Origin of the sequence: Streptomyces sp. NPDC046712 (genome assembly GCF_040645695.1) — a bacterium.
Lineage (GTDB): Bacteria > Actinomycetota > Actinomycetes > Streptomycetales > Streptomycetaceae > Streptomyces.
Genome location: NZ_JBEYYW010000002.1, coordinates 390751 through 416388 on the forward strand (window position 1 = coordinate 390751; position 25638 = coordinate 416388).

The following is a 25638-nucleotide window of genomic DNA, read 5'->3' on the forward strand; positions in this document are numbered from 1 at the left end:
CCCCGCCCCACTCGAATACCGGACGGACAACATCCGCCTGGGGAGGGGTACATGACACACGTTCACCAGCACGGCGACGAACTGCGCGCCGCCGCCCGCCACTTCGGCCGCCGCCGCTTCCTCACCGTCACCGGAGCCGCCGCCGCGCTCGCCTTCGCGGTCAACCTGCCGGCCGCCGGCAGCGCGAGCGCCGCCGAGCTGAACCCCGCCGGAATCACCGAGAACCCGTTCACCCTGGGGGTGGCATCCGGTGACCCGCTGCCCGGCTCCGTCCTCCTCTGGACCAGACTCGCGCCCCGCCCCTTCGAGCCCGACGGCGGACTGCCCCGCTCCCGGGTCGCCGTCCGCTGGGAGCTCGCCCACGACGAGCGCTTCGCCCGGACCGTCCGGCGCGGCAAGGCCACCGCGCACCCCGAGTTCCAGCACAGCGTCCACGTCGAGGTCGACCATCTCGACCCGGATCGCATCTATTTCTACCGGTTCCGCGTCGGCGACTGGATCAGCCCCGTCGGCCGCACCCGCACCGCGCCCGCCGCCGGCGCCCGGATCTCCGGGCTCACGCTCGCCGCCGTCTCCTGCCAGGCGTACCACGACGGTTACTTCACCGCGTACGGACACCTCGCCCAGGAGGACGTCGACGTCGTCTTCCACCTCGGCGACTACCTCTACGAGTACGCCGTCAACGCCACCGGCGGCGCCCGCGCCTACACCGACCGACGCCTGCCCGCCGTCTTCAACCGGGAGACGATCACCCTGGAGGACTACCGGCTGCGGTACGCCCTCTACAAGTCGGACCCCGACCTGCGGGCCGCGCACGCCGCGCACCCCTTCGTCGTCACCTGGGACGACCACGAGACCGAGAACAACTACGCGGGCGAGATCCCGGAGAACGACGTGCCGCCCGAGGAGTTCCTGCTCCGCCGCGCCGCCGCCTACCGTGCCTACTGGGAGAACCAGCCGCTCCGGAAGCCCCAGCAGCCCGAGGGCCCCGACATGCGGCTCTACCGCCGCCTCCGCTTCGGCCGGCTGGCCCAGTTCGACATCCTCGACACCCGCCAGTACCGCTCCAACCAGGCGTACGGCGACGGCTGGCAGGTCCCCGGTCCCGAGTCCGAGGACCCGAGCCGCACCATGACCGGCGCCACGCAGGAGCGGTGGCTGCTCGACGGCTGGCGCGCCTCCGACGCGCGCTGGAACGTCCTCCCGCAGCAGGTCGTCTTCGCCGAGCGGCGGAACGTGCCGACGGCCGACTTCAAGCTGTCCATGGACTCCTGGGACGGCTACCCGGCCTCCCGGCAGCGGATCCTGGACGGAGCGGCGGCGGCCGGGGTGGAGAACCTGATGGTGCTCACCGGCGACGTCCACGTCGGCTACGGCCTCGACATCAAGGCTGACCACCGCGACCCGGCGTCCCGGACCCTCGGCACCGAGATCGTCGCCACCTCCATCGCCAGCGGCAAGGACGGCGCCGACCGGCCCGCCAACTACGACGCCCTCACCACGGCCAACCCGCACATGAAGTTCTACAACGGGCGGCGCGGCTATGTGACGGTCGCGCTGGGCGAGCGGAGCGCCCGCGCCGACTTCCGTACGGTCTCGGCCGTGACGACCCCGGGCGCCCCGGTCACCACGGCCGGCTCCTTCGTCACGGAGGCGGGCGACCCGGGTCTCAAGCCGGCGTGACCGCCAGTTCGGACGGATAGTGGACGCCGACGCGGTCCCGTACCGCGTCGAGCGTCCGCATCACCGCCAGCGAGCCGTCCAGGGGGACGAGCGGGGACTCCGTCTCGCCCGCGCGCAGGCACCGCATCACCTCCGCCGCCTCGTGCCGGAAGGTGATCCGCTCGCCCTCGCCGACGTACTCCTCGGGCTCCCGGCCGGCGCGGTGCAGGGTGAACCCCGACGGAGCGAAGAAGCCGTGCGGGATGTCGATCCGGCCCGCCGTGCCCGTCACCGACGCCGTCCGCGGGGTGTCCGCGACGACCGAGCAGGAGAGCGTGGCCACCGCACCCGACTCCCAGCCCAGCAGGATCCCCGTGTTCAGGTCGACCCCCTCCGCCGAGAGCCGCGCGTGCGCCTGTACGGAATCGGGCTCGCCGAGCAGCAGCTGCGCGAACGAGACCGGGTACACGCCGAGGTCGAGCAACGCGCCACCGCCCAGGGCCGGGTCCAGGAGCCGGTGGCCGGGCGTGAGGTCCGCCGCGAGCCCGAAGTCCGCCTGGACCGAGCGGACCTCCCCGATCGCCCCGTCCCGCACCAGCTCCGCCACGCGCCGGATCAGCGGGTTGCAGTACATCCACATGGCCTCCATCAGGAAGAGGCCACGGTCGCGGGCCATGGCGACCAACTCCTCGGCCTCCCGCGCGTTCAGCGTGAAGGCCTTCTCGCAGAGGACCGCCTTGCCCGCCTCGAGGACCAGCCGGGCGGCCGGCCGGTGCGCGTGGTGCGGGGTCGCCACGTACACCACGTCCACGTCCGGGTCGGCGGCGAGCGCGGCCCATCCCCCGTACGCCCGCGGGATGCCGAAGCGGTCGGCGAAGGCCCGTGCCGAAGTCTCCGTACGGGAGGCCACGGCCACCACCTCCGCGTCTTCCGTCGTCAGCAGATCGGTGGTGAACTGCGCCGCGATCCCGCCCGTCGCCAGCACGCCCCACCGCACGGTCCTTCCCATGCCCACCCCAAAAGGTCTCGACCACTCCGGACGAGCTGAGAGCATAGGGAAGGTTTCAACGAAACGGAGAGCAGTCGATGCCGGAGAGCGGCCAGACCACGACGCAAGGACACATACCCACCACCCCCGTCGCCGCCGTCCGGCGTGCGGGGCTGCTCGTCACCCTGGTTCTCGGTGGACTGACCGCCGTGCCACCGCTCTCCATGGACATGTACCTGCCGGCCCTGCCGGAGGTCACCGAGTCGCTGCGCTCGCCCGCCGCGACCGTCCAGCTGACCCTCACCGCTTGCCTCGCCGGCATGGCACTCGGCCAGCTCGTCGTCGGCCCCATGAGCGACAAATGGGGCCGCCGCCGGCCACTGCTCATCGGCATGATCGTGTACGTGATCGCCACCGCGGTCTGCGCCTTCGCGCCCACCGTCGAGCTGCTCGTCGCCTTCCGGCTGCTCCAGGGCCTGGCGGGCGCGGCCGGCATCGTGATCGCGCGGGCCGTCGTCCGTGACCTGTACGACGGCGTCGAGATGGCGCGGTTCTTCTCCACCCTGATGCTGATCTCCGGCGTCGCCCCGATCATCGCGCCGCTCATCGGCGGCGAGATCTTGCGGATCACCGACTGGCGGGGCGTCTTCCACGTCCTCGCCGTCATCGGCGTCCTGCTCACCGTGGTGGTGTGGAAGTTCCTCGCCGAGACCCTGCCGCCCGAGCGGCGGCACGCGGGTGGGGTGGGAGAGGCGCTGCGCACCATGCGCGGGCTGCTCGCGGACCGGGTCTTCACCGGCTACATGCTGGCCGGCGGGCTCGCCTTCGCCGCGCTCTTCGCCTACATCAGCGCCTCGCCGTTCGTCGTGCAGGAGATCTACGGCGCCTCGCCGCAGACCTTCAGCCTGCTCTTCGGCCTCAACTCCATCGGCCTTGTCGCCGTGGGTCAGATCAACGGCAAGCTGCTCGTCGGACGCGTCAGCCTGGACAAGGCGCTGGGGTTGGGCCTGAGCGTGATCCTGCTCGCCTCGGTGGCGCTGGTGCTCATGACGAGCGGCGTGTTCGGGAAGGTGGGCCTGGCCCCGATCGCGGCGGGTCTCTTCGTGCTGATGGCGGCGATGGGTCTCGCGATGCCCAACACCAACGCGCAGGCGCTGATGCGGACCCCGCACGCGGCCGGCTCCGCCTCCGCGCTGCTCGGCACCTCCTCCTTCCTGATCGGTGCGGTCGCCTCGCCGCTCGTCGGGATCGCCGGCGAGGCGACGGCCGTGCCGATGGCGGTGGTCCAGCTGGCGTGCGCGATCGCCTCGCTCGGCTGCTTCCTCGGCATGTGCCGCCCGTGGCAGTCCCGGGCCGCCGCCGCGGAGGGCAGCGCCTGACACGCCCCGCCGTCCGCCCCCCCTGGTGCCCTCCGGCCGTTCCTCCGAGGCCCACCCGGACCCCGTCGGGGGCGGCCGACCGCCCTGCGTATGCGCCCGCCCCCTGGCTCACCCGGGCCCCGTCGGGCGGCGGCCGACCGCCCCTCCGCGCCCCGCCTAAAATGTGGAGGTGAACGCCTCCCCCTCCCTCGCCTCCGGTGACACGCTGCGCGCCGCCCTCGCCGGGCTCCTCGGCGGGCTGCCGCCGCGCCAGGCGGCCCAGGCCGTCGACCGGCTGATCGCCAACTACCGCGGGACCACCCCGACCGACGCCCCCGTGCTGCGCGACCGCTCCGACGTCGCCGCGTACGCCGCGTACCGGATGCCGGCGACCTTCGAGGCGGTACGGGCGGCGCTCGACGCGCTGCGGGACGCGGCGCCCGCGTGGGAGCCGGCCACGCACACCGACATCGGCGGCGGCACGGGAGCGGCGAGCTGGGCGGTCGCCGAGGCGTGGGACGGCCTGGCGCGCACAGCGGTCCTGGACTGGGCGGAGCCGGCGCTCGCGCTCGGGAAGGAGCTGGCCACCGGGGTGTTCGAGGCGGAGTGGCGGCGGGCCCGGATCAGCGGGGCCCTGAAGCTCGACGCGACGGACCTCGTCACCGTCTCGTACGTCCTGAAGGAGCTGACCGAGGCCGACCGCCGGGCGGTCGTGACCGAGGCAGCGCGCGTGGCGCAGGCCGTCGTGATCGTCGAGCCCGGCACCCCCGACGGCTACGAGCGGATCATCGCCGCCCGCACGCTGCTCGTCGAGGCGGGGCTCACCGTGGCCGCGCCGTGCCCGCACAGCGGGGCGTGCCCGATCGAACCCGGCGCGGACTGGTGCCACTTCGCGGCGCGGGTGAGCCGGTCGTCGCTGCACCGGCAGGTGAAGGGCGGCTCGCTGCCGTACGAGGACGAGAAGTTCAGCTACGTGGCGGCGACCAGGTTCCCCGTGGCGCCGGCGCTGTCCCGGGTGACCCGGAAGCCCCAGATCCGCAAGGGCCAGGTCCTGCTCGAACTCTGCGGCGCGGAGGAGACGGGCCTCACGCGCGAGACGGTCACGAAGCGCCACGGGGCGCTGTACAAGGCGGCGCGGGACGCGGAGTGGGGCGACGCCTGGCCCCCGGAGTAGGGACCGGGCGCCGCCCGCGGCGATGTCAGGAGCGCAGCTCCTGCGTACAGCACTTCACGCTGCCGCCGCCCTTGAGGAGCTCCGTCAGGTCCATGCCCAGTGGCTCGAAGCCGCGGTCGCGCAGCGGGGCGAAGAGCCCCACCGCCGCCTGGGGGAGCAGGACGTGGCGGCCGTCACTCACCGCGTTCAGGCCCAGCGCCATCGCGTCGCGCTCCGTCGCGAGCAGGGCGTCGGGGAAGAGGCGGGCGAGGACACGCCGGCTGCCGGGGGAGAAGGCGTCGGGGTAGTACATGATCTCGTCGCCCTCCGTGTCCAGGACGCACAGCGCCGTGTCCAGGTGGTAGTAGCGCGGGTCCACCAGCTCCAGGCCGATGACCGGGCGCCCGAAGAACTCCTGCGCCTCGTGGTGCGCCAGCGGGCTGGAGCGGAAGCCCCGCCCGGCCAGGATCCACGACGAGGTCACCGCGAAGTCGCCCTCGCCCTCGTTCACGTGCTCCGGCACCCGCACCTCGTGGTAACCGTTCCTGCGGAACCAGTCCAGATGCGCCGCCGCCTCGTCCGTACGCTCCGGATAGGCGAACTTCGCCCCCAGCACCCGGCCGTCCACCACGGTCGCGCCGTTGGCGGCGAAGACCATGTCCGGCAGGCCGGGGTGCGGGTCGAGCAGCTCGACGGTGTGGCCGAGCGAACGGTAGCGGGCCTGCAGGTCCTCCCACTGGGCGAGGGCGAGCGGCAGGTCGACCGGTTTCGTGGGGTCCATCCAGGGGTTGATGGAGTACGTCACCTCGAAGTGCGTGGGTGGGCACATCAGATAACGGCGGGGCGAAGCCTCGCGCGGAGTCAGGCGCAATGAGGGCTCCTCACGGACGGAAATGAGATGGTCGGACGGAGCCCATGGTCCGCCCTCCACCGGCTCGGCGCAGTGAACCGTTCGGGTGGTTCGACGGAACATCATGTAGCGAGACGTTGCGTCTCGTCGCCTGCTAGATTGGGCTCATGTCCGACACCAAGGCCCCCGACGCCTCCCGCCGCAGCGAACGCTCCCGCCGAGCCATCTTCGACGCGGCCCTCGCCCTCGTCTCCGAGGCCGGCTACACCAAGACCACCATCGAGGGCATCGCCGCCCGCGCCGGCGTCGGCAAGCAGACCATCTACCGCTGGTGGCCCTCCAAGGCCGCCGTCCTCCTCGACGCCTTCCTCGACCTCGCCGCCCAGGCCAACGAGGCCCTCGGTGGCGACGCAGACAGTGAGATCCCCGACACCGGCGACCTCGCCGCCGACCTGAAGTACGTGCTGCGCGCCACCGTCGACGAGCTGAACAATCCGACGTACGACGCCCCCTCCCGCGCCCTGGCCGCCGAGGGAATCGTCAACGCCGAGCTCGGCGCCCGGTTCGTCGAGCAGCTCCTCGAACCCCAGCTCCAGTACTACGTACGCCGCATCGAGGCCGCTCAGGAGGCCGGGGACATCGACCCCGCCGTCGATCCCCGCATCGCCCTCGAACTGCTCGTCGGCCCGCTGAACCACCGCTGGCTGCACCGCACGCTGCCGCTCACCCACGCCTACGCCGACACCCTCGTCGACTACGCGCTGCGCGGACTCGCACCCCGCGCGTAACCCCCGCACCACCCGGGCGCAACCCCGATATGTACCCCGGTTCCGTACTCCGGTCACCCAAGGCGCAGGATGGTGGGACGATGGGCAGAGCCGAACGGGCGAGCACAGGTGTGAGGGGATAGATGGGCGACGGTATCGGCCGCTACCGCGGCACGGAGAGCAAACTCGCGCAGTGGCTGCGCAGGCGTCCCAAGCGCACCGCGGCGGACGACGAGAGCCACCGCCTGAAGCTGCTCCTGGCCACCGCCGCCGCCGGACTGCCCCTCGCCCCCGCCGCGTACCCCGTCGGCTACCGCTGTTCGTGCGAGCGCATCGGCTGTCCGACCCCCGCCCGGCACCCCGTCTCCTTCGCCTGGCAGACCCAGTCGACCACCGACCGCGCCCAGATCGAGCGCTGGGCACTGGGACAGCCCGAGGCGAACTTCATCACCGCCACCGGCATGGTCCACGACGTCCTCGACGTCCCCCTGGAGGCCGGCCGCGCCGCCCTGGAGCGACTCCTCGCCCAGGGCGTCGACGTCGGGCCCGTCGCCGAGTCCGCCGAGAGCGCGGGCGACGGCGGCCGGATGCTCTTCTTCACCGCCACCCGCGGCACCCCCGAGGACGAGGACGAGTGGTGGCCCTGCGAGCTGGACTGCCACCCCGAGACCATGGACGAGCACCCGGGGCTGCGCTGGCACTGCCGCGGCAGCTACGTCCTCGTACCGCCGGCCCGGCTCATCGGTGACGAGGAGGAGCAGCCGACCCTCGCCTGGGTGCGCGGCCCCGAGCACGCCCTGCCCGACCCGCTGAACCTCCTGGAGACCCTCACCGACGCCTGCGCGCGGCACGCCGCCGAGCGGGGGGAGCAGCACACCGGTCACGGGGTCGCCTGGCCGCTCGGCCGCCGCTGAGCGAGGACCGCTGCGAAAGCTGCGACCCCGGCGAAAGCTGCGACCCCGGCGAAGGCGACGACCGCGGCGGGCGAGTGCGGAGGCGCCGACCGCGGTGACCCGGCGGAGGCCACGACCGCTGCGAGCGCGTGCGGAGGGGCTACCGGACTACGAGCCCTTCGCCCCCGTCACGCCCTGGATCCGGCCCGCGACCGTGACCCCGTCCTCCTGCGTGCCCGCCGGCCTCACGAGAACGATCTGGCTCGACACCCACTCCTTGGTGACCGTGTTCTTCACCTCGCCGGTCATCAGGGCCTTCACATCGGGAGTGACCTTCGGGCGGTAGCCCTGCGCCGCGGTCTGCCGCTCGAAGTAGCGCGTCGCGAAGAAGACCAGCGCTCCGCCGTCCTCGGTCGTGAGGCCCAGCGGCGCGAAGTCCCCGGCGTCCGTGACCTGGTCGATGTACTGCGTCGCCAGACCCGCCCGCTTCGCGCCCTTCTGCCGCTGCTCCCGCCACTCCGTGGTGTGCGGCCCGGCCGCGAACTGGCCCTGCTCCCCGCCGCCGAGGAACGAGACATAACTCCGGCCCAGGTCCTTGGGGGCGACCGCGAGCTCGGCGGAGTCCGCTGCGACCGGCACCGCGTACCCCGCGGCGTCCTTCTTGAACGCCGGGATCTCGTCCGGGGTCAGGATCGCCAGATAGGCGACCTCCCACAGTTGCTCGGAGCCGTTGCGCACGAAGACCAGCAGCCAGCGGTTGTCGCCGCTGCCCTGGTCGGTGTCCCGGTTGGAGTCGGTGTCCGCGACGAACCAGCGCGGCCAGCCCGCCTTCCTGGGCAGCACGAACTTCGCGTCCGTCAGCTCCAGCGGCTGGTGGTTGGGGTTGCCGCCGGGAGTGGTGATCGAACGGGACGTCAGACCGGCCTGGTTGATCGCCCCGAGCGGGCCGGTGACCCGGCCCGCGTCGAGGGCCGGGTCGTACGCCTTGTCGGCCTTGTTGTAGGCGTCGGTGAAGTCCTTGAGGGCCTGCTCGGCCTCAGCCTTCGTCGCCGCCGGCAGGAGCTCCCGCTCGCCGTGCACCGTCACGCAGCCGCTCGCCGTCAGTGCGAGCACCGTCGCCGCCGTCGTCGCGACGAGTCCCCTCGACGGTCGCCTCAGCCTTGTCATCGATCGCCTTCTGCTCCTCCACCGGCACGGACGGACCCGACCCTACCGGGGCCAGGAACAGTGCGAGCGTCGGGATCAGATAGAGCGCCCACACCGTGACCTGAAGGACCGTCGGGTCGGGCTGGAAGTTGAAGACGCCCTTCAGGAGCGTTCCGTACCAGCTGTCCGGCGGGATCGTGGCCGAGACGTCGAAGGCCTTGTTCGCGAGCCCGTCCAGGAAGCGCGCCTCCTGCAGGTCGTGCACGCCGTACGCGAGGACACCGGCCGCCACCACGACCAGCATGCCGCCCGTCCAGGTGAAGAACCTCGCCAGGTTGATCCGCAGCGCGCCGCGGTAGAACAGCCAGGCCAGCAGCACGGCCGTCGCGATGCCGAGCAGCACCCCGATCAGCGGCGCGGACGTGCCGTCGGACGAGGCCCGCACCGACGCCCACACGAACAGGGCGGTCTCCAGACCCTCGCGGCCGACCGCCAGGAAGGCGGTGGCGACCAGCGCGCCCGTGCCCATCCGCAGCGCCGCGTCCAGCCTGCCGTGCAGCTCCGCCTTGAGGTGCCGGGCGGTGCGCCGCATCCAGAAGACCATCCACGTCACCAGGACGACGGCGAGGATGGAGAGCGTGCCGCCGAGCAGCTCCTGCGCCTCGAAGGTCAGCTCCTGCGAACCGAACTCGAGGCCGGCGCCGAAGGCCAGCGCGATGCCGACCGCGACCCCGATGCCGATCCAGATCGGCTTCAGGGCGTCACGGCGGTCCGTCTTCACCAGGTACGCGATGAGGATGCAGACGACCAGGCCGGCCTCCAGGCCCTCGCGCAGGCCGATCAGATAGTTGCCGAACATGCCGGTCCCTCCCTGGTTATGCGAACAGTGCCCGGCCCCACCAGTCGTCCTTGTCGCGGACGCCCGGCGGGACGGCGAACAGGGCCGAACCCACGTGCTGGATGTACTCGTTGAGGACGTCCGCGCGGGCCAGCGAGGTCTGCACCGGGATGAAGCCGGTACGGACGTCCCGCTGGTACGCGAGGAAGAACAGGCCCGCGTCGAGGCGGCCGAGACCGTCCGTGCCGTCCGTGAAGGAGTAGCCACGGCGCAGGATCGTCGCCCCGTTGTTGGAGTCCGGGTGCGCGAGCCGGACGTGCGCCTCCGGCTTCATCGCCTTCAGGAAGGGCTCGTCGTGCTCCTTGGCCTTGCCGACGGGCGCGCCTTCCTTCTTGTCGCGGCCGAAGATGTCCTCCTGCTCCTGGAGCGAGGTGCGGTCCCAGGTCTCGATGTTCATCCGGATCCGGCGGGCGACGAGGTACGAACCGCCGGTCATCCAGGCGGCCGCGCCCGGGGCGTCCTTGGCCGCGACCCACACGTGCTTGTCGAGCGCGGCGGTGTCGGTGCCCGCGATGTTCCGCGTGCCGTCCTTGAAGCCCATCATGTTGCGCGGGGTCTGGGCCTCCGGCGTCGTCGAGGACGTCTTGCCGAAGCCCAGCTGCGACCAGCGCACCGCGACCTTGCCGAAGCCGATTCTGGCGAGGTTGCGGATCGCGTGCACCGCGACCTGCGGGTCGTCCGCGCACGCCTGGACGCACAGGTCGCCGCCGCTGCGGGCCGGGTCCAGGTTGTCGCCGGGGAACTTGGGCAGGTCGACCAGCGCGCCGGGCCGCCGGTCCTTCAGCCCGAAGCGGCCGTCGAAGAGGGAGGGCCCGAAGCCGATGGTGAGGGTGAGCCGGGAGGGCTTGAGGCCGAGGGCCTCGCCCGTGTCGTCCGGCGGGGCCTCCGGCAGACCGCCGTAGGCTCCCTCGCCGACCTCGTGACCGGCCGTCATGCGCTCCGCGGCCCGCGTCCAGTCCTTGAGGAGCTGGACGAGTTCGGCCCGGTCCGCCGTCTTCACGTCGAAGGCGGCGAAGTGCAGCCGGTCCTGGACGGCGGTGGCGATGCCGGCCTGGTGGGCGCCGTGGAAGGGAACGGCCGAGCCGCTGTCGGCGACGGGCGCGGTGCTGTCCCCGGTACGGGTCAGGGCGACGGCCCCGCCGGCTGCGGCGGCGCCGAGCGCGAGCCCGGCGCCTCCCCAGCCGAGGAGCGTGCGCCGCGAGGTCGAGGTGCTCTCCGGAGGCGTGCTCTCGTTCGCGTCGGACATGTCTGTCTCTCCTCGTTCCCCTACTTCACAACCGCGGCGGCGAGCTTGGAGAGCGGCTCGGCCAGCGCGTTGACGCCGTCCGACAGCTCCTTGCGCTCGGCCTTGCCGACCTTGTCGTACGAGGTGAAGACGTAGCCGCTCTTGTCCGTGCGGTACTTGTCGAGGAGCGTGTTCAGGGCCGCGAACTGCTTGTCGAGCTCGGCGACGAGCTTCGGGTCGTTCTTCGAGGCGACCGGCTTGAGCAGCTCGAAGGACTTCTGCGCGCCCTCGACGTTGGCCTTGAAGTCGACCAGGTCGGTGTGGGAGTAACGCTCCTCCTCGCCGGTGACCTTGCCGGTGGCGACCTCGTCCAGGAGCTCCTTGGCGCCGTTCGCCATCGAGGTCGGGGTGATGTCGGCCTTGCCGACCCGCTTCACCCAGTCCGCGAGGTCCTTGTCGAGGGTGTCGGCGAGCTTCTTCTCCGCGTCGCCGATCTTCTTGTCCTGCCAGAGCGCCTTCTCGAGGCGGTGCCAGCCGGTCCAGTCCTTCGCCGGGTCCTGACCCTCCTCCAGGCCGTCCTCGCGGACGTCGACCTTCGGGTCGATGTCGCCGAAGGACTCGGCGACCGGCTCGGTGCGCTCCCAGCCGATACGGGAATCGGCGTACGCCTTCTTCGCGGCCTCGATGTCGCCGGCACGGACGGCGTCGGTGAAGACCTTCACCTTCGGCAGGGTCTCGTCGGCCTGCGCCTGCACGTACTGGCGGTAGGCGGCGACGGCGGCGTCCATCTCGGGGGAGCGCTTGGCGGCCGCGGCGCCTCCGGTGACGGTGACCTTCTGGCGGATGCCGTCGCCCTTCATGCCGGGCTTGCAGGCGATCTCGTAGTCACCGGCCTTGACCTCGGCGGTGATGGTGGCCTTGGTGCCGGGGCCGATGTTCTCGCGCTCGGTCACGATCCGGTCGTCCGGGTACAGGATGTAGACCTCGGTGACCTTCGTGCCCTTGTTCTCGACGGCGAGCTTCACGTGACCGGCGGGGAACTCCTTGTCGGACACCTCGCAGGAGTCGTCCTTCGCGACGACCTGGATCGTGCCGTCGGACGAGTCGGAGGAACCGCTCTTCTCGGCGCAGCCCGTGACGGCGGCCAGAGCTGCCGCGGTGGCGGCGGCGGTGACGACGGACAGACGGACGGGTCGCATAGGGGCTCCAGGAAGGGCGGGGACAAGGTGAGGCGGCCCTAACTTAACCGAGGCTTACCTCAGGCAAACAGGGGCGTCCAGTGATACGGCTCTCACGTTCGCCGTCCGGGCACGGCTAGGTCACGGCGCTCTCATCGGTGCCCCATGGCCAGGTCAAGTGCCGGTCAAGGCGCCGGTTTTGTCGGTTTCGGCGTCGAATGTTCCATCAGCCGGGCACCGCCATCGACGCCGCCTGCCCCGCTAGCGTGCGGGACATGTCCATGCGCCTGCGCCGAGAGAACCTTCCCGGGGCCCTCGTCCTGCACGTCGAGGGTGGCCCGCTCGAACCGCCGCCCCTGCGCATGGAGATGACGGACGGCCGTCGGATGCTGCTGCGCCAGGACGACCGCCCGGTTCTGCTCGCGCGGGTGGACGAGGACCGGGGCGGGGTGCGCGTCCACCGCCGCGAGGGCTACCGTTCGCCGCTGCCGCCGATCCGCGCGGACGAGGCCCGGCGAGGGCCCGACTGGGCGCACCGGTACGCGGGTTGGCTGGAGGCGGCGGAGGAGAGCCCGCTGCACGAGGGGCGTTGGGTGCTGACGGCCCGGGAGGTGTTCCCACCGTACGTCTGGCGCGGCGACCTCCTGACGGCGTGGCCGGACGGCCATCTGGACTGGAACGACGGCTGGAACGGCGTCATCCCGCTGAGGCCGCCGTCGGCTCCGGACGCACCGCGCGTCAAGGCGTACCGCAAGCAGGCCAGGGACGGCAGCCTCGCCCCGGTCCTGCTGTGGTGGGTGACGGCGTTCGACGGCTGGCTGCTGCTGGACGGCCACGACCGCGCGGTGGCCGCGCTCGCCGAGGGGCGGGACCCGCGCACGATCGTGCTGGCCCGTGGAGAGGACGAGGACCGGATCGCCGAGCTCCTCGGGCCGGTCCCTGGGGAATGCGAGCGCCTGTCGGCGCGCCGCTTCCGTGGCCCCGACCCGGAGCGGCAACGCGCGGCGTTCGCGCACGGCCTTTCCTCGTTCGCCGCGCACGTCCCGTACGACGAGGCACGTACCCGCGCCTGGCCGATTCCGGGTGGTGCCGCCGAGTGGGACGCCTGGATGCTTGAATTCCGCCATGAACACGACCGTGACGAGTAGCGCCACCGACATCGACGTCCTGCGCGTCTTCTGCGCGGGCGACGGCCGGTACGGCAACACCCTGGGTGTCGTCCGCGACGGGCGCACGCATCCGGACGAGGCGTCGCGGCAGTCGCTCGCCAAGGAACTCGGCTTCAGCGAGACCGTGTTCGTCGACGACCCGGAGCGCGGGGACGTCGACATCTACACGCCCGGTGTGCGGCTGCCCTTCGCCGGTCATCCGCTCGTCGGCGCGGCCTGGCTGCTCGACCTGGAGGTCGTCCAGCCGCCGGCCGGCGAGGTCTGGGTGCGTGGGGACGGGGAGTTCACCTGGATCGAGGCCCGCGCGGAGTGGGCGCCGCCGCGCACCCTGCGGCGGTACGGATCGGCCGCCGAGGTCGACGCGCTGGACGTGCCCGAGCCGGGGGAGTGGATCTACGCCTGGGCGTGGGAGGACGAGGCGGCCGGCCGGATCCGGGCGCGGGCGTTCCCGGGGCGCGGGGACGGCATCGACGAGGACGAGGCGACGGGCGCCGCTGCCCTGCTGCTCACCGCCGAGCTGGGCCGGGCCCTGAACATCACACAGGGCCGTGGGTCGCAGATCCTGACGGCCCCCGGCCCCGACGGCCTGATCGAGCTGGGCGGACGGGTCCGCCTGGAGCGGACCCTCACCCTCGCGCGCTGAAACTCACCCTCCCGCGACGACGTTCCCGCTCACGCGCTGAGCGGGAACTCGCTTCCCAGCTCCCGGAACACCGCGCCGTTGAAGTCGAAGGCGCGCTTGCACTCGTCGATGATCCGCTGCTTCTCCAGGTCGTCGGCGTTCACACCGTCGAGCAGCTCGCGGTATCCGCGCTTGAAGGCGGCGGGGTTCGCGATCTCGTCGAAGACGTAGAACCGGACGCCGTCGCCCTTGCGCGCGAAGCCCCAGGTGCGCTCGGCCTTGTCGCGGATGATCTGGCCGCCGGAGAGGTCCCCGAGGTAGCGGGTGTAGTGATGCGCCACGTAGCCGGCGGGCCAGTCGCGCGCGCACTCCGTCACGCGTGCGGCATAGGCGGCGGTGGCGGGCAGCGGGGAGAGCCCGGCGCGCCAGTCCGGGCCCCGGAGGTGGGCGAGGTCCTGCTCCAGGGCGGCGGTGCGGAACAGCTCCCGCTGTATGAAGGGCCCGGCGACCGGGTCGCCCTTCAGGGCCTCGGCCCCGTCCTCCAGCGCGCGGTACACGAACCAGAGCTGCTCCGTGTACCGCGTATAGGCGTCGACGGCGAGGCGCCCGCCGAGGAGGTCGCTCATGAAGGTCGACGTCTCGGCCTCGGTGTGCTGTTCGTGCGAGGCAGTGCGGATGAGCGTCGAGAAGGGCGTGTCCAAGGCGTGCCTCCGGGACCGATGGGGACGGGAACCTGCTGAGATACTGCTACTTAGGTTTACCTAAGTCAACTGGTTCCCGACGACCTGTCGGTAAAACGCTACCCCGGGACGGGCTCAGGGCAACGTAAGGATTTCGGCCCCGCTGTCCGTGACGACGAGCGTGTGCTCGAACTGCGCCGTCCGCCTGCGGTCCTTGGTCACGACCGTCCAGCCGTCCTCCCACATGTCGTACTCGTGGGTGCCCAGCGTCAGCATCGGCTCGATCGTGAAGGTCATGCCGGGCTGGATGACGGTGGTGGCGTGCGGGGAGTCGTAGTGCGGGATGATCAACCCGGAGTGGAAGGACGAGTTGATGCCGTGCCCGGTGAAGTCGCGCACGACGCCGTAGCCGAAGCGCTTGGCGTACGACTCGATGACCCGGCCGATGATGTTGATCTGGCGGCCCGGCTTGACCGCCTTGATGGCCCGGTTCAGGGACTCGCGGGTGCGCTCGACGAGGAGACGGGACTCCTCGTCCACGTCGCCGCAGAGGTAGGTGGCGTTGTTGTCGCCGTGCACCCCGTTGATGTACGCCGTGACGTCCAGGTTCACGATGTCGCCGTCCTTGAGGACGGTGGAGTCCGGGATGCCGTGGCAGATGACCTCGTTGACCGAGGAGCAGAGCGACTTCGGGAAGCCGCGGTAGCCGAGGGTGGAGGGGTACGCCCCGTGGTCGCACATGAACTCGTGCGCGACCCGGTCCAGCTCGTCCGTGGTGACACCCGGCGCGATGTGCTTGGCGGCCTCCTCCATCGCCTGCGCGGCGATGCGGCCGGCGATCCGCATCCGCTCGATGGTGTCGGAGTCCTGCACCTCGGGCCCGGTGTACGGGGTGGGGGCGGGCTTCCCGACGTACTCGGGACGGCGGATGGCTCCCGGAACGGAGCGGTGGGGGGAGATCTCCCCCGGTACGAGCAGCGACTGGCCAGACATGTCAGCGAGTCTAACGACCGCGTCTGGGGCAGCATGGCCTCAGAGGAAGGAGCCGACGATGGCCCTGTTCAAGAAGCGCACGGTGGGCAAACCGGGCGAGTGGTACTACTGCCTGCAGCACGGCAAGGTCGAAGAGGGCCCGGAGTGCCCGGCCAAGGACCGCTTCGGCCCGTACTCCACCCGCGAGGAGGCGTCCCACGCGATGCAGAGCGCGCAGGATCGCAACCTGGAGTGGGACACCGACCCGAAGTGGCACGACACTCCGAAGCTGGAGGAGCCGCCGGACTAGAGGGCCTGTCCGGCCGCAACCGCTGGACGGCATCTAGCCCTTCGGGGGTGGGAATTGCGCGGTGGCGAGGACGGAGCCGTCCGCGGCCAGCAGCTGGGCGCCGGTCACCGTCGCGGGGTCCACGTCCGCCGGCGCGCCCCAGTAGCCGTAACCGTCCTTGAGCGCGAACGAGCCCACGCCGACCGTGGTGCCGTCTGCGCGTTCCAGGCGGCAGCGGACCGTGGCGTCGCCGCCCTGTTCGAGGTCGACGGCCATGTAGACCCAGCCCGGCGAACCGGGGTGGGCGAAGATCCGGCCCACCGCGTGGTCGCCCTGGACGAGGGCCGCCTCCAGCAGAGCCCCCTGCTCCTGGACCTGTGACGTGGGGGCGGGTCCCGCGTCGACCGCCGTGCCGACCGCCCAGCCGCCGAAGCCGCACGCCAGGGCCGCGGCGGCCGCGGCGGCGGCGAGCCGGAGCCGCCGACGCCGCGACGGTCGAGGGCGCGGCTCCGGACCCGACGGGGTCAGCCGGTTCGTGACGCGGGTCTCGAAGCCGACCGGCGGCTCCGTACCCGGCAGCAGACCGAGCAGACCGTCACCGACGAGCGTGAGCTGCTCGATGTCCTCCCGGCAGCCCGGGCAGCGGTCCAGGTGGGCGACCGCCTGAGCCCGCTCCTGGGCGGGGAGGATCCCCAGGGCCAGCTCGGCGCCGAGCTCCCGCAGCCGATCGCAGGTCATGTCGCTCATGGCCGGGCCACCCCCTCGGCGCCCAGGATCGTCCGCAGCTTGCCCATCGCGGCCCTGATCCTCGTCTTCGCCGTGCCCAGCGGAATGCGCTCGAACTCGGCGATCTGCTGGGCGGTCATCCCGTAGATCCCCGCCATCACCAGCGCGCGGGCCTGTTCCCGTGGCAGCGCCGCCACCGCGGTCCGTATCCGCTCCGCGGTCTCGTCGGCGAGCGCCCGCTGCTCGGGGGTCTCGGTCACGATGTCGAGCAGAGCGTCCAGGTCCTCGGGCGCCACCGGACTGGCCCGCCGCGCCCGTACCGCGTCGATCGCGAGGTTGTGCGCGATGGTCGTCAGCCAGGTCTTCACGGATCCGCGGCGGGAGTCGTAGACCTGGGCATGCCGCCACGCCCGCTCGAAGGTCTGCTGCGCGATGTCCTCGGCGAGCTGGGGATCGCCGACGACGGCGATGGCGACGCCGAACACGGTGCGCTGGAAGCGGCGCACGAACGCCACGGCGATCTCCGGGTCACCCGTCGTCAGGCCGGAGAGCAGTGCCTCGTCCGGTGCGCGTCCGAGGGGAAGGCCCATGCGCTGCATACCAGTGGATACGGTCCGGCTCCCCGGAGGGATTGCCCCGGACCGACGGGAAGTCACGTCTTCATTCTCCTCCGCCCCTTCCGGTCGGTCCGTCGTTCGATCCCCCGGACCACCCCTCGGCGCCGCTGGGCAATCCATCGGCGGGCCCCATCCGTATCCCCTGCCGTACGGAACTTCCGCGGAGGGCCGAGCCATGACAGCCACGACAGGGACACGTGTCCGCACCCGGAACCGCATCGTGCTCGGGGTCGCGGCCGGTGGCCTGACCGCCGTGCTCGCGGCCTGCGGCGGGGGAGACGGTGACGGCTCGACGACGACCACGCCCCCGGACCGGACCGCCGAGCCTGGACTGACGCGGGTCGACGCGGATCTGACCGACTTCCGCGTCACGCTGTCGCAGCAGACGTTCGAGCCGGGCGTCTACACCTTCGTCGCCAAGAACAACGGCCACCACGACCACGCCCTGGAGATCGAAGGCCCCGGTGGCGAGAACCGCACCGAGACGCTCGCACCCGGCGCCTCCGCCACGCTCGAGGTGACCCTGCAGTCCGGCACGTACGAGGTCTACTGCCCCGTCGGCGGGCACAAGGACCAGGGGATGAAGACGGAGATCACCGTCGGTGACGCGGAAGCGCCCGTGAACGAGACACCGTCCCCGGGCAATGGCTACTGACGGCAGTGGCCACTGACCGCGCGGCCGCCACGATCGCCCCGCGCCCGACCGGCGGAGCCGCGGCGCGTCATGCCGACGGCTGCACCGCCCCGGGCTCCTGCGCGCCCTCCGCCTCCTGCTGCGCCTTGCGGCGCAGGGCGTCCTGGTCCGTGCCGGAGTCGTAGGTGAGGAGCTTCGGAAGGGCCAGGCAGAGCAGGCCCACCGAGGCCACGCAGGCCACACCGCCCGTCCAGATCGCCGCCCGCGTCCCCGTCCAGCCGGCCATCGCGCCCGCGCGGACCTGGCCGAGCTGCGGCCCCACGCTGTAGGAGAGGACCTCGATGCCGGCCAGCCGGCCCCGCAGCTCCTCCGGGATCGTCTGGTTCCAGATCGTCGAGCGGCCCAGGCCGCTGAGCATGTCGCCCGCGCCCGCGAAGCCCAGGCAGAGCAGTACCAGCCAGATGTTCGAGAACCAGCCCGCGGCCGCGATCGCCAGACCCCAGCCCGCCGCGCCGAACACCACGAGCAGCCCGTGTCTGCGGACCTTCGAGGTCCAGCCGCTGGTCAGACCGAGCACGAGCGAGCCGACCGAACCCGCCGCGTACATCAGGCCGAGCGACCAGTCCGCGTCCAACTCGTCCGCCAGGAACGGGAAGATCGTGTTCGGGAAGGCGAACAACATGGCGGCGAGATCGATCACGTACGTGCCGAGCAGCACCGGGCGCGACCACGCGTACCGCGCCCCCTCCGCGATCCCGCGCAGCGAGGGCTTCTCCGCGTCGTGCGCGGGCGGGGCCGGGGACAGCCGACGGCACAGCAGTACGGAGACGGCGAAGCCGGCGATCGTCACGCCGTACGCCGTCGCGTGACCCGCGTACGCCACCACGAGGCCCGCGAGTGCCGGACCCGCGATCGCGCCCATCTGCCAGCGCAGCGAGTTGAGCGCCGCCGCGGCCGTCTGCTGGTCGTGCGGCACGATCCGGGCCATGAGGGAGTCGAGCGCGGGTCGCTGGAGCCCGGCGAGCGCGGAGACACCGGCCGCGACGACGTACAGCGGCCAGAGCATCGGCTCGGTCAGGAGCGAGTTGAGGAGCAGGATCAGGGCGAGCAGCCCGAGCCCCGCCTCGGTGGCGACGATGACCTTGCGGCGGTCGACGGCGTCGGCGAGCGCGCCGCCGTAGAGCCCGAACACGACCAGCGGGACCAGCTCGACGGCCCCCATCGCGCCCACGGCCAATGGCGAACCGGTCAGGTCCTTGATCTGCAGGGGGAGCGCGATCAGCGCCATGAAGCTCGCGAAGTACGTGACGAGCCCCTGGATCCACAGCAGCCGGAAGTCGGCGGAAGAACGCCAGGGCGCCGGATCGGGCAGCACGGAGGCGAGCGCGGAGCGGAGCTTCCCGGCGGGGGGCGAGGGCGAGGTCACGAGGGGCCATGCTCCGTCGGCCCGCCGCGAGCGGCAACCGAATTTGGGCCGCGACGGCCCGCAAAGGCCCGGCTGGGCGGCGGGCGCGGCTCGGCGGGCGCGGCGCTGGGAAGGGGTGCCGCGAGCGGTCGCGGCCGTCGTAAGCCGCCGCGGCCCGTCGCGTGCCGTGGCGAGACGTCCGGCCGGGCGGCCTGGCCGGGCCTTGAAGGGTGCCGCCCGCTACCAGCGGGTCGGTGGCGGGGCCGTGAGGTGGTCGGCGAGGCGGGACAGGCGGTCCCGCAGGCGGCGCCGACCGCGCGGCGAGGGAAGGCTGTTCTCGCCGGCCGCCGCGCTCACCAGATGCTGCACCGTGTCCAGGTCGACCTCCGCGTCCGTGGCCACCGTCAGCGTCTCGTGGGCCAGGCCGTGGACCTCCGGGTCGCCGTCGTCCAGCGACATCACCGTCGCCCCCGCCCTGCGGGCGTCGTGGACCCGTTCCAGAAGCCCCGCGTCGGGCCGCTCCGGCGCCACCATCAGCAGCGTCGCCCCGCGCCCCGCCGACTCCAGGCGCCCGAGCCCCACCGCCAGATGCGCCGGATCGCCCGGCCGCACCTGGTGGCGCACCAGCGTGGGCGCCAGCTCCGGCTGCCCCGACCAGGTCGCCTCGTCCACCAGATGCGCCGCCAGATGCCAGGGCTCGTACCCCGCCGTCCCCACCAGGAGCAGCCCGCCCCCGTGCGGGACGACGGAGGACCGGAGCGAGCCCGCGAACCCGCGGGCCGCCGCCGGCCACTCGGTCCCGGCCAGAACTTCCCGCAGCAGCGCGACGCGTACGGCATCCATGGGGCCGCATCCTGCCGCAGCCGATGCCCCGCGCGTGGCCGGTTGCCGAGGATCCACCCGTACGGGAGTCGCACAGCCGCGACCGGCCAGTAATGTCGAGGCCATGACTACGACTGACAGCAAGCCCGCTCCCAAGGACCCCTGGGACCTTCCCGACGTGTCCGGTCTCGTCGTCGGCGTCCTCGGCGGCACCGGCGACCAGGGCCGCGGTCTCGCGTACCGCCTCGCGAAGGCCGGCCAGAAGGTGATCATCGGCTCCCGCGCCGCCGAGCGCGCGCAGACCGCCGCCGACGAGCTGGGCCTCGGCGTCGAGGGCGCCGACAACGCCGAATGCGCCCGCCGCAGCGACATCGTGATCGTCGCCGTCCCGTGGGACGGGCACGCCAAGACCCTGGAGTCGCTGCGCGCCGAACTCGCCGGCAAGCTCGTCGTCGACTGCGTCAACCCGCTCGGCTTCGACAAGAAGGGCGCCTACGCCCTCAAGCCCGAGGAGGGCTCCGCCGCCGAACAGGCCGCGGCCCTGCTGCCCGAGTCCCGGGTCGCCGCCGCCTTCCACCACCTCTCCGCCGTCCTGCTCCAGGACGCCGCGATCGACGAGATCGACACCGACGTGATGGTCCTCGGTGAGGAGCGCGCCGACGTCGAGATCGTCCAGGCGCTCGCCGGCCGCATCCCCGGCATGCGCGGCGTCTTCGCCGGCCGGCTGCGCAACGCCCACCAGGTCGAGTCGCTGGTCGCCAACCTGATCTCGGTCAACCGCCGCTACAAGGCCCACGCGGGCCTGCGCGTCACCGACGTCTGAACCGGCGCCCGAGCGGTCGGGGGCATGGGGGACACTGGACGGGCACCATCAGCCGTACCCGGACAGGAGCCGCCCCCCATGCCCCGCCTCGCTCTCTACGCCCTCGCCGTCTGCGCCCTCTCCGTCGTCGCGGCCGTCGTCTCCTTCGCCGCGGGCAGCTGGCTCGGCGTCGTCTGGGTGCTGCTGGCCGGCCTCTCCTCCAACATGGCCTGGTACTACGTCCGCCGGGCGAAGGCCGAATCGGCGAACGCCTAGGGGACAGGTCCTAGACCTGGCAGAGCTCCGGCGTCTCCTGCCAGAACCGGTAGAGGTTCGAGCCGCAGTAGCGGGAGATCTCCGGCACGCCGAGCGCCCGCATCAGCGCGTCGATCGTGTCGAAGAACGCGCCGTTGATCGCCGGGACGAAGAGCAGCGCGATCACGATGAAGAAGCCGTACGGCGCGTACGGTTCGATCTGCCGCTTCACCTTGTACGACAGCCAGGGCTCGATCACCCCGTAGCCGTCGAGGCCCGGCACCGGCAGGAAGTTCAGGAGCGCGGCCGTCACCTGGAGGAACGCCAGGAAGGCCAGCGCGAACTGGAAGGAGAGCGGGACGCCGTCCAGCGCGTCCAGCCAGAACGGCGCCGTGCACACGACCGCGAACAGGACGTTCGCCAGCGGCCCCGCCGCCGAGATCAGGCTGTGCTTCCAGCGGCCCCGAACCCGGCCCTGCTCGATGAAGACCGCGCCGCCCGGCAGACCGATACCGCCCATGATCACGAAGAGCACCGGCAGGATGACGCTCAGCACGGCATGGGTATAGGCGAGCGGATTGAGCGTGAGGTACCCCTTCGCCCCGACCGTGATGTCCCCGCCGTGCAGGGCGGTGCGGGCGTGCGCGTACTCGTGGAGACAGAGCGAGACCACCCACGCCGAGGTCACGAAGAGGAAGATCGCCAGGCCGGGGGAGGCCGCGAAGCCGGTCCACACGGCCCAGCCGGTGACCGCCATGACGGCGAGGATCGCCAGGAAGACCGGGCTGATCCTGCGCTCGTGGCTACGGGTGGTGGCCGTGGTCATCGGTGGGACTCCCTGGGACGCGGCGGGGTGTGTGCGGGAAACGTGCCGGGGCGGGGGTGAGTTCCTGCGGTGATCCCCGGCTCACGGAGAATAGAGCCTGTGTACTACTCCGTCCTCGGCCCCACCCAGGTCCACACCGCCCACGGGGCTCCCGTCGCCCTCGGCGGGGCCCGGCTGCGGGCGCTGCTGACCGTCCTGGCCTTGCGGGCGGGCCGCACCGTGCCGGTGGGGGTCATGGTTGCCGAGGTCTGGGACGGCGCCCCTCCGGCGGACGAGATCGCCGCGCTCCAGGCCCTGGTGGGGCGGTTGCGGCGGGCGCTCGGCCGGGACGCCGTGGTGTCGGACGAGGGCGGCTACCGGCTGGCGGCCGGCCCCGAGGACGTGGACGCGCACCGCTTCGAGCGGCTGGTGGGCGAGGGCGTACGGGCGCTCGGCGCGGGCGAATCGGCCAGGGCGGCGGAGCTGCTCGACGAGGCGCTCGGCCTGTGGCGGGGGCCCGCGCTCGCCGATCTGCCGGACCGCACGGCGGAGGCCGCCCGCTGGGAGGCCCGTCGGATGGACGCCCGCCGGGCCCGCTTCACCGCCGCCCTCGCGCTGGGGGAGGGCGCGTCGGTCCTCCCCGAACTGGTCGCCCTCTGCGAGGCGCACCCGCTCGACGAACCCCTCCAGGCCCTGCGCATCCGGGCCCTGCGTGACACGGGCCGCGCGGCGGAGGCCCTTGCCGCTTACGAGTCCGTCCGCCGCGACCTGTCGGCCCGCCTCGGCACGGACCCCTCCCCGGCACTGCGCGCGCTCCACGCGGACCTGCTGTCCCCCACCCTGGACGCGCCCGGTGCCCGACCGGACCTTCCCGGGGCGGACGCCGGTGCCTCCGGACGGGACGAGGCCGAGCCCCTCGGCGGGGCAGGCCGGGGTCAGGGCGGCTCCGCCCCGGCGGAGCACGGTTCGCCGGGAATCGGCGGGGCGGACCGGGGGCCCGCGTGGCCCGGCGACGGGCTTGCTCCCGGCGGGGCACATGCGCCCGGCCGGTCACGTGCGCAGGGCGAGGGTGAGGCGTACCAGGAGCGGAGACAGTCAGGCATCGGGGCAGTCGGCTCGGCGGCTGCCGGGCTGGACCGGGGCACGGAGGCGGCCCGGCCCGCGCCCTCGCCCCGCCCCGGCAATCTCCGTGCGCGGCTCACCAGTTTCGTCGGGCGGGACCAGGACATCGCCCAGCTCCGGGACGACCTGCACCGCAGCCGGCTCGTCACCCTCCTCGGACCCGGGGGCGCCGGGAAGACCCGGCTCTCGCAGGAGGGGGCCGAGCGCGCCGCCGACGCCGGGGCGTGGCCGGACGGCGTCTGGCTCGCCGAGCTCGCGCCCGTGACCGACCCCGAGGCCGTCACCGAGGCCGTGCTCGGGGCCGTCGGGGCGCGCGAGACCGTACTGCGCGGCGCGGGCGCGGAGGAGCTGCGCGGCACCGACACCCCGCTCGGACGCCTCGTCGAACACTGCGCCTCGCGCCGGCTGCTGCTCATCCTCGACAACTGCGAACACGTGGTGGACGCGGCGGCGGGCCTCGCGGAGTCGCTGCTCGCCCGGTGCCCGGGCGTGACGGTCCTCGCCACGAGCCGCGAACCCCTCGGCGTCCCCGGGGAGTTCCTGCGACCGGTGGAGCCGCTGCCGCCGGAGAGCGCGCTGCGCCTGCTCGGGGAGCGCGGGGCCGCGGCCCGGCCCGGCTTCGACCCCGCCGACGACCCCGAGGCATGCGCCGAGATCTGCCGGCGCCTCGACGGTCTCCCGCTCGCGATCGAGCTGGCGGCGGCCAGGCTACGGCTGCTGACACCACGCCAGATCGCGGGCCGCCTCGACGACCGTTTCCAGCTCCTCACCTCGGGAGCCCGTACCGTCCTGCCTCGCCAGCAGACCCTCCGCGCGGTCGTCGACTGGTCCTGGGACCTGCTCGACGCACCCGAACGGGCCGCCCTGCGCCGCCTGTCCGTCTTCACCGGCGGCTGCGACCTGGACGCGGCGCAGTCGGTGTGCGGCAGCGCCCCGGCCGACGTCCTCGACCTCCTCGGGTCGCTCGTCGACAAGTCCCTCGTCGTCGCCACGCCCGCCGACGACGGGACGATGCGCTACCGCCTCCTGGAGACCGTCGCCGAGTACGCCGGCGAGCGGCTCGACGAGGCGGGGGAGCGGGCGGCGGTCGAGCGGCGGCACCTCGTCCACTACCGCGAGCTCGCCCGCGTCACCGACCCCCGGCTCCGCGGCGGCGGCCAGCTCCGCGCCATGACCTGGTTCCGGACCGAGTACGAGAACCTGCGCACCGCCCTGCGCCGCGCCGTCGCCGCACGCGACGAGCACGAGGCGCTCGCGCTCGTCCACTGCCTGCTCTGGTACTGGCAGATGCGCGATCTGCGCTCCGACGCCCTGCACTGGGCCGAAGCCGTCGCCGCCCTCGGGCCCGACCCCTTCGGGCCGGACGCGCCGCCCGTCGTCCCGCTCTCCGAGCCCTGCACCGCCGCTCCGCCGCCGTTCGGAGACGAGCAGCTGTGGGAGGCCCGTCGCGGGGTGCGGCTGGTCGAGCTGCTCAACATGGACTACCAGACCGGCCGGTGGACCACCCCCGAGGGCGGCGCGCGGCTGCGCCGGATCACCGACATGTACCGCCCGGGGCTGCCGCAGACCTGCCGGCTCCCCGGCTTCTTCGCCGTCTTCGCCGTGCTGCTCACCGGCGAGGTCGGCCGGATGCGCGAGCGCCTCGACGCCACCGTCGAGGCGTGCCGCGCCCACGGCTACGACTGGGAGCTCGCCAACGCCCTCCAGCTGCGCGCCAACATGCTCGCCAACCGGGCCGACTCGGCGGGCGCGGCGAGCGCGGACGCCGACGAGAGCTTGAAGATCTTCGTCCGTCTCGAGGACGACTGGGGCGCCGCCGAGGCTCTCTCCTCGCGCGGCGAGGCCCGCGAGAAGCGCTGCGACTTCGAGGGCGCGGCCCAGGACTTCGCCGCCGCCATCGAGTACGCCGAGCGGATCGGCGCCCAGTCCCAGAAGACCCTGCTGCGCGCCCGCTACGCCGACATGCTCACGATGACCGGACGGCCCGAGGAGGGCGAGGCGATCCTGCGGGAGGTCCTGGAGACCGGTCACCCCGGGCATGAACCGATGCTCGCCGCCCGGATCTTCCTCGCGATCCTCCTCGGCCGCACCGGTCGTACCGTCGAGGCGCGCGAGCATCTGCACGCACTGCTAAGGGAGTTCGACTCCGTCACCCTCTCCATCTTCGAGGGATTCACCCTCGGCAGCCTGGCCTGGCTGGACAACCTGGACGGGCGGTACGCCGCCGGGCTCCCGCACGTGCGGGAGGCCCTGGAGCGTTCGCGTGGCGCCCTGTCGATGGCGGTCGCCCCGCAGATGCCCGCCGTCCATCTGGTCACCGCCGGCTGGGCCTTGAGCGGTCTCGGCGGCGCCGACGCGGTGCTCGGGGCCCGGCTCCTCGGCGCCCGGCGGGGGCTGCTCCCGGCGGGCCATCCTCTCTCCCCGCTCGAGCGGGAGAGCCTGGAGGAGGCCACCCGGCTGTCCCGGTCGGTACTCGGTGACGAGGCGTTCGAGGCCGCGTACGCCGAGGGCGACGGCCTCTCCCTGGAAGAGGCCGTCGCCCTGCTCGACAGCGCCGACGCGATCAACGGGCGCGGCTCGGGGGTGTCCGAGTCCTGAAC

The 25638-nt window shown here is 72.8% G+C and carries 25 protein-coding genes; 12 read left to right on the top strand and 13 right to left on the bottom strand.

Features of this window, described 5'->3' with window-relative positions; genetic code table 11:
* Positions 1-51: 51 nt before the first annotated feature.
* Positions 52-1683 carry an alkaline phosphatase D family protein gene (locus ABZ939_RS04085; RefSeq protein WP_361848912.1) on the top strand — a complete coding sequence of 544 codons (1632 nt, stop codon included), beginning with the start codon at positions 52-54 and terminating at the stop codon, positions 1681-1683.
* On the opposite strand, the gene ABZ939_RS04090 is transcribed toward ABZ939_RS04085, so the two are convergent.
* Positions 1670-2671, bottom strand: coding sequence for a Gfo/Idh/MocA family oxidoreductase (locus ABZ939_RS04090; RefSeq protein ID WP_361848915.1), 1002 nt, complete (start codon positions 2669-2671; stop codon positions 1670-1672). The genes ABZ939_RS04085 and ABZ939_RS04090 overlap by 14 nt on opposite strands.
* A gap of 77 nt (positions 2672-2748) precedes the next feature.
* Here ABZ939_RS04090 and ABZ939_RS04095 point away from each other — a divergent pair, with 77 nt between their 5' ends.
* Together ABZ939_RS04095 and ABZ939_RS04100 are read left to right on the top strand one after the other, a co-directional pair.
* On the top strand, positions 2749-4029 hold the full coding sequence (locus ABZ939_RS04095; RefSeq protein WP_361848918.1) for a Bcr/CflA family multidrug efflux MFS transporter: 1281 nt from the start codon (positions 2749-2751) through the stop codon (positions 4027-4029).
* A 169-nt stretch (positions 4030-4198) separates the two neighbouring features.
* Positions 4199-5182, top strand: a complete 984-nt coding sequence (locus ABZ939_RS04100) for a small ribosomal subunit Rsm22 family protein (protein ID WP_361848921.1) — start codon at positions 4199-4201, stop codon at positions 5180-5182.
* Positions 5183-5207: 25 nt separating this feature from the next.
* Here the strand turns inward: ABZ939_RS04100 and ddaH are convergent, their stop codons facing one another.
* Complete coding sequence (ddaH, locus tag ABZ939_RS04105; RefSeq protein WP_361848924.1) at positions 5208-6032, bottom strand: dimethylargininase; 825 nt, start codon at positions 6030-6032, stop codon at positions 5208-5210.
* 146 nt (positions 6033-6178) lie between these two features.
* Here ddaH and ABZ939_RS04110 point away from each other — a divergent pair, with 146 nt between their 5' ends.
* Together ABZ939_RS04110 and ABZ939_RS04115 are read left to right on the top strand one after the other, a co-directional pair.
* Positions 6179-6799: a TetR/AcrR family transcriptional regulator gene (locus ABZ939_RS04110; protein WP_361848927.1), complete on the top strand. Its 621-nt coding sequence runs from the start codon at positions 6179-6181 to the stop codon at positions 6797-6799.
* Positions 6800-6921: 122 nt separating this feature from the next.
* The gene (locus ABZ939_RS04115) at positions 6922-7692 is read left to right on the top strand and encodes a bifunctional DNA primase/polymerase (protein WP_361848930.1); all 771 of its coding nucleotides are present in this window, start codon (positions 6922-6924) and stop codon (positions 7690-7692) included.
* Between the two features lie 147 nt (positions 7693-7839).
* On the opposite strand, the gene ABZ939_RS04120 is transcribed toward ABZ939_RS04115, so the two are convergent.
* Genes ABZ939_RS04120 through efeO form a run of 4 tightly spaced genes read right to left on the bottom strand, consistent with a single transcriptional unit; the run spans position 7840 to position 12139 of the window.
* Complete coding sequence (locus ABZ939_RS04120; protein WP_361848933.1) at positions 7840-8784, bottom strand: hypothetical protein; 945 nt, start codon at positions 8782-8784, stop codon at positions 7840-7842.
* On the bottom strand, positions 8708-9676 hold the full coding sequence (gene efeU, locus ABZ939_RS04125) for an iron uptake transporter permease EfeU (RefSeq protein WP_361848936.1): 969 nt from the start codon (positions 9674-9676) through the stop codon (positions 8708-8710). Before efeU ends, ABZ939_RS04120 begins: the two co-directional genes overlap by 77 nt.
* A gap of 16 nt (positions 9677-9692) precedes the next feature.
* Positions 9693-10961: an iron uptake transporter deferrochelatase/peroxidase subunit gene (gene efeB / locus ABZ939_RS04130; RefSeq protein ID WP_361848939.1), complete on the bottom strand. Its 1269-nt coding sequence runs from the start codon at positions 10959-10961 to the stop codon at positions 9693-9695.
* Between the two features lie 20 nt (positions 10962-10981).
* Complete coding sequence (gene efeO, locus ABZ939_RS04135; protein WP_361848942.1) at positions 10982-12139, bottom strand: iron uptake system protein EfeO; 1158 nt, start codon at positions 12137-12139, stop codon at positions 10982-10984.
* A 254-nt stretch (positions 12140-12393) separates the two neighbouring features.
* On the opposite strand from efeO, the gene ABZ939_RS04140 reads away from it, so the two are divergent.
* On the top strand, positions 12394-13266 hold the full coding sequence (locus tag ABZ939_RS04140; protein WP_361848945.1) for a hypothetical protein: 873 nt from the start codon (positions 12394-12396) through the stop codon (positions 13264-13266).
* A complete protein-coding gene (locus ABZ939_RS04145) occupies positions 13244-13930 on the top strand; it encodes a PhzF family phenazine biosynthesis protein (RefSeq protein WP_361848948.1) in 687 nt (228 codons plus the stop codon). The genes ABZ939_RS04140 and ABZ939_RS04145 overlap by 23 nt, the downstream gene beginning before the upstream one ends.
* A 29-nt stretch (positions 13931-13959) precedes the next feature.
* Here ABZ939_RS04145 and ABZ939_RS04150 read toward each other — a convergent pair whose 3' ends face one another.
* Together ABZ939_RS04150 and map are read right to left on the bottom strand one after the other, a co-directional pair.
* The gene (locus ABZ939_RS04150) at positions 13960-14610 is read right to left on the bottom strand and encodes a biliverdin-producing heme oxygenase (RefSeq protein WP_361848951.1); all 651 of its coding nucleotides are present in this window, start codon (positions 14608-14610) and stop codon (positions 13960-13962) included.
* Positions 14611-14724: 114 nt separating this feature from the next.
* Entirely contained in the window at positions 14725-15582 is an 858-nt protein-coding gene (gene map / locus ABZ939_RS04155) for a type I methionyl aminopeptidase (RefSeq protein ID WP_361848954.1), read from the bottom strand.
* A gap of 58 nt (positions 15583-15640) precedes the next feature.
* Here map and ABZ939_RS04160 point away from each other — a divergent pair, with 58 nt between their 5' ends.
* Positions 15641-15871 (top strand): hypothetical protein, encoded by a 231-nt coding sequence (locus ABZ939_RS04160; RefSeq protein WP_361848957.1) that lies wholly within the window; start codon positions 15641-15643, stop codon positions 15869-15871.
* Between the two features lie 33 nt (positions 15872-15904).
* Here ABZ939_RS04160 and ABZ939_RS04165 read toward each other — a convergent pair whose 3' ends face one another.
* Positions 15905-16597 carry a hypothetical protein gene (locus tag ABZ939_RS04165; RefSeq protein ID WP_361848960.1) on the bottom strand — a complete coding sequence of 231 codons (693 nt, stop codon included), beginning with the start codon at positions 16595-16597 and terminating at the stop codon, positions 15905-15907.
* Positions 16594-17175, bottom strand: coding sequence for a sigma-70 family RNA polymerase sigma factor (locus ABZ939_RS04170; RefSeq protein WP_361848963.1), 582 nt, complete (start codon positions 17173-17175; stop codon positions 16594-16596). The genes ABZ939_RS04165 and ABZ939_RS04170 overlap by 4 nt, the downstream gene beginning before the upstream one ends.
* A 193-nt stretch (positions 17176-17368) precedes the next feature.
* Here ABZ939_RS04170 and ABZ939_RS04175 point away from each other — a divergent pair, with 193 nt between their 5' ends.
* A complete protein-coding gene (locus ABZ939_RS04175) occupies positions 17369-17848 on the top strand; it encodes a copper-binding protein (RefSeq protein WP_361848966.1) in 480 nt (159 codons plus the stop codon).
* Positions 17849-17915: 67 nt separating this feature from the next.
* Here ABZ939_RS04175 and ABZ939_RS04180 read toward each other — a convergent pair whose 3' ends face one another.
* Together ABZ939_RS04180 and ABZ939_RS04185 are read right to left on the bottom strand one after the other, a co-directional pair.
* Positions 17916-19253, bottom strand: a complete 1338-nt coding sequence (locus ABZ939_RS04180; RefSeq protein ID WP_361848969.1) for an MFS transporter — start codon at positions 19251-19253, stop codon at positions 17916-17918.
* A gap of 219 nt (positions 19254-19472) precedes the next feature.
* Positions 19473-20075 (bottom strand): hypothetical protein, encoded by a 603-nt coding sequence (locus tag ABZ939_RS04185; protein WP_361848972.1) that lies wholly within the window; start codon positions 20073-20075, stop codon positions 19473-19475.
* 103 nt (positions 20076-20178) lie between these two features.
* Here ABZ939_RS04185 and npdG point away from each other — a divergent pair, with 103 nt between their 5' ends.
* Together npdG and ABZ939_RS04195 are read left to right on the top strand one after the other, a co-directional pair.
* The gene (gene npdG / locus ABZ939_RS04190; RefSeq protein ID WP_361848975.1) at positions 20179-20877 is read left to right on the top strand and encodes an NADPH-dependent F420 reductase; all 699 of its coding nucleotides are present in this window, start codon (positions 20179-20181) and stop codon (positions 20875-20877) included.
* A gap of 24 nt (positions 20878-20901) precedes the next feature.
* Positions 20902-21132 (top strand): hypothetical protein, encoded by a 231-nt coding sequence (locus tag ABZ939_RS04195; protein WP_361848978.1) that lies wholly within the window; start codon positions 20902-20904, stop codon positions 21130-21132.
* A gap of 10 nt (positions 21133-21142) precedes the next feature.
* Here ABZ939_RS04195 and ABZ939_RS04200 read toward each other — a convergent pair whose 3' ends face one another.
* Positions 21143-21937, bottom strand: a complete 795-nt coding sequence (locus ABZ939_RS04200) for a site-2 protease family protein (RefSeq protein ID WP_361848981.1) — start codon at positions 21935-21937, stop codon at positions 21143-21145.
* A 99-nt stretch (positions 21938-22036) separates the two neighbouring features.
* Here ABZ939_RS04200 and ABZ939_RS04205 point away from each other — a divergent pair, with 99 nt between their 5' ends.
* A complete protein-coding gene (locus tag ABZ939_RS04205; protein ID WP_361848984.1) occupies positions 22037-25636 on the top strand; it encodes a BTAD domain-containing putative transcriptional regulator in 3600 nt (1199 codons plus the stop codon).
* Positions 25637-25638 lie beyond the last annotated feature (2 nt).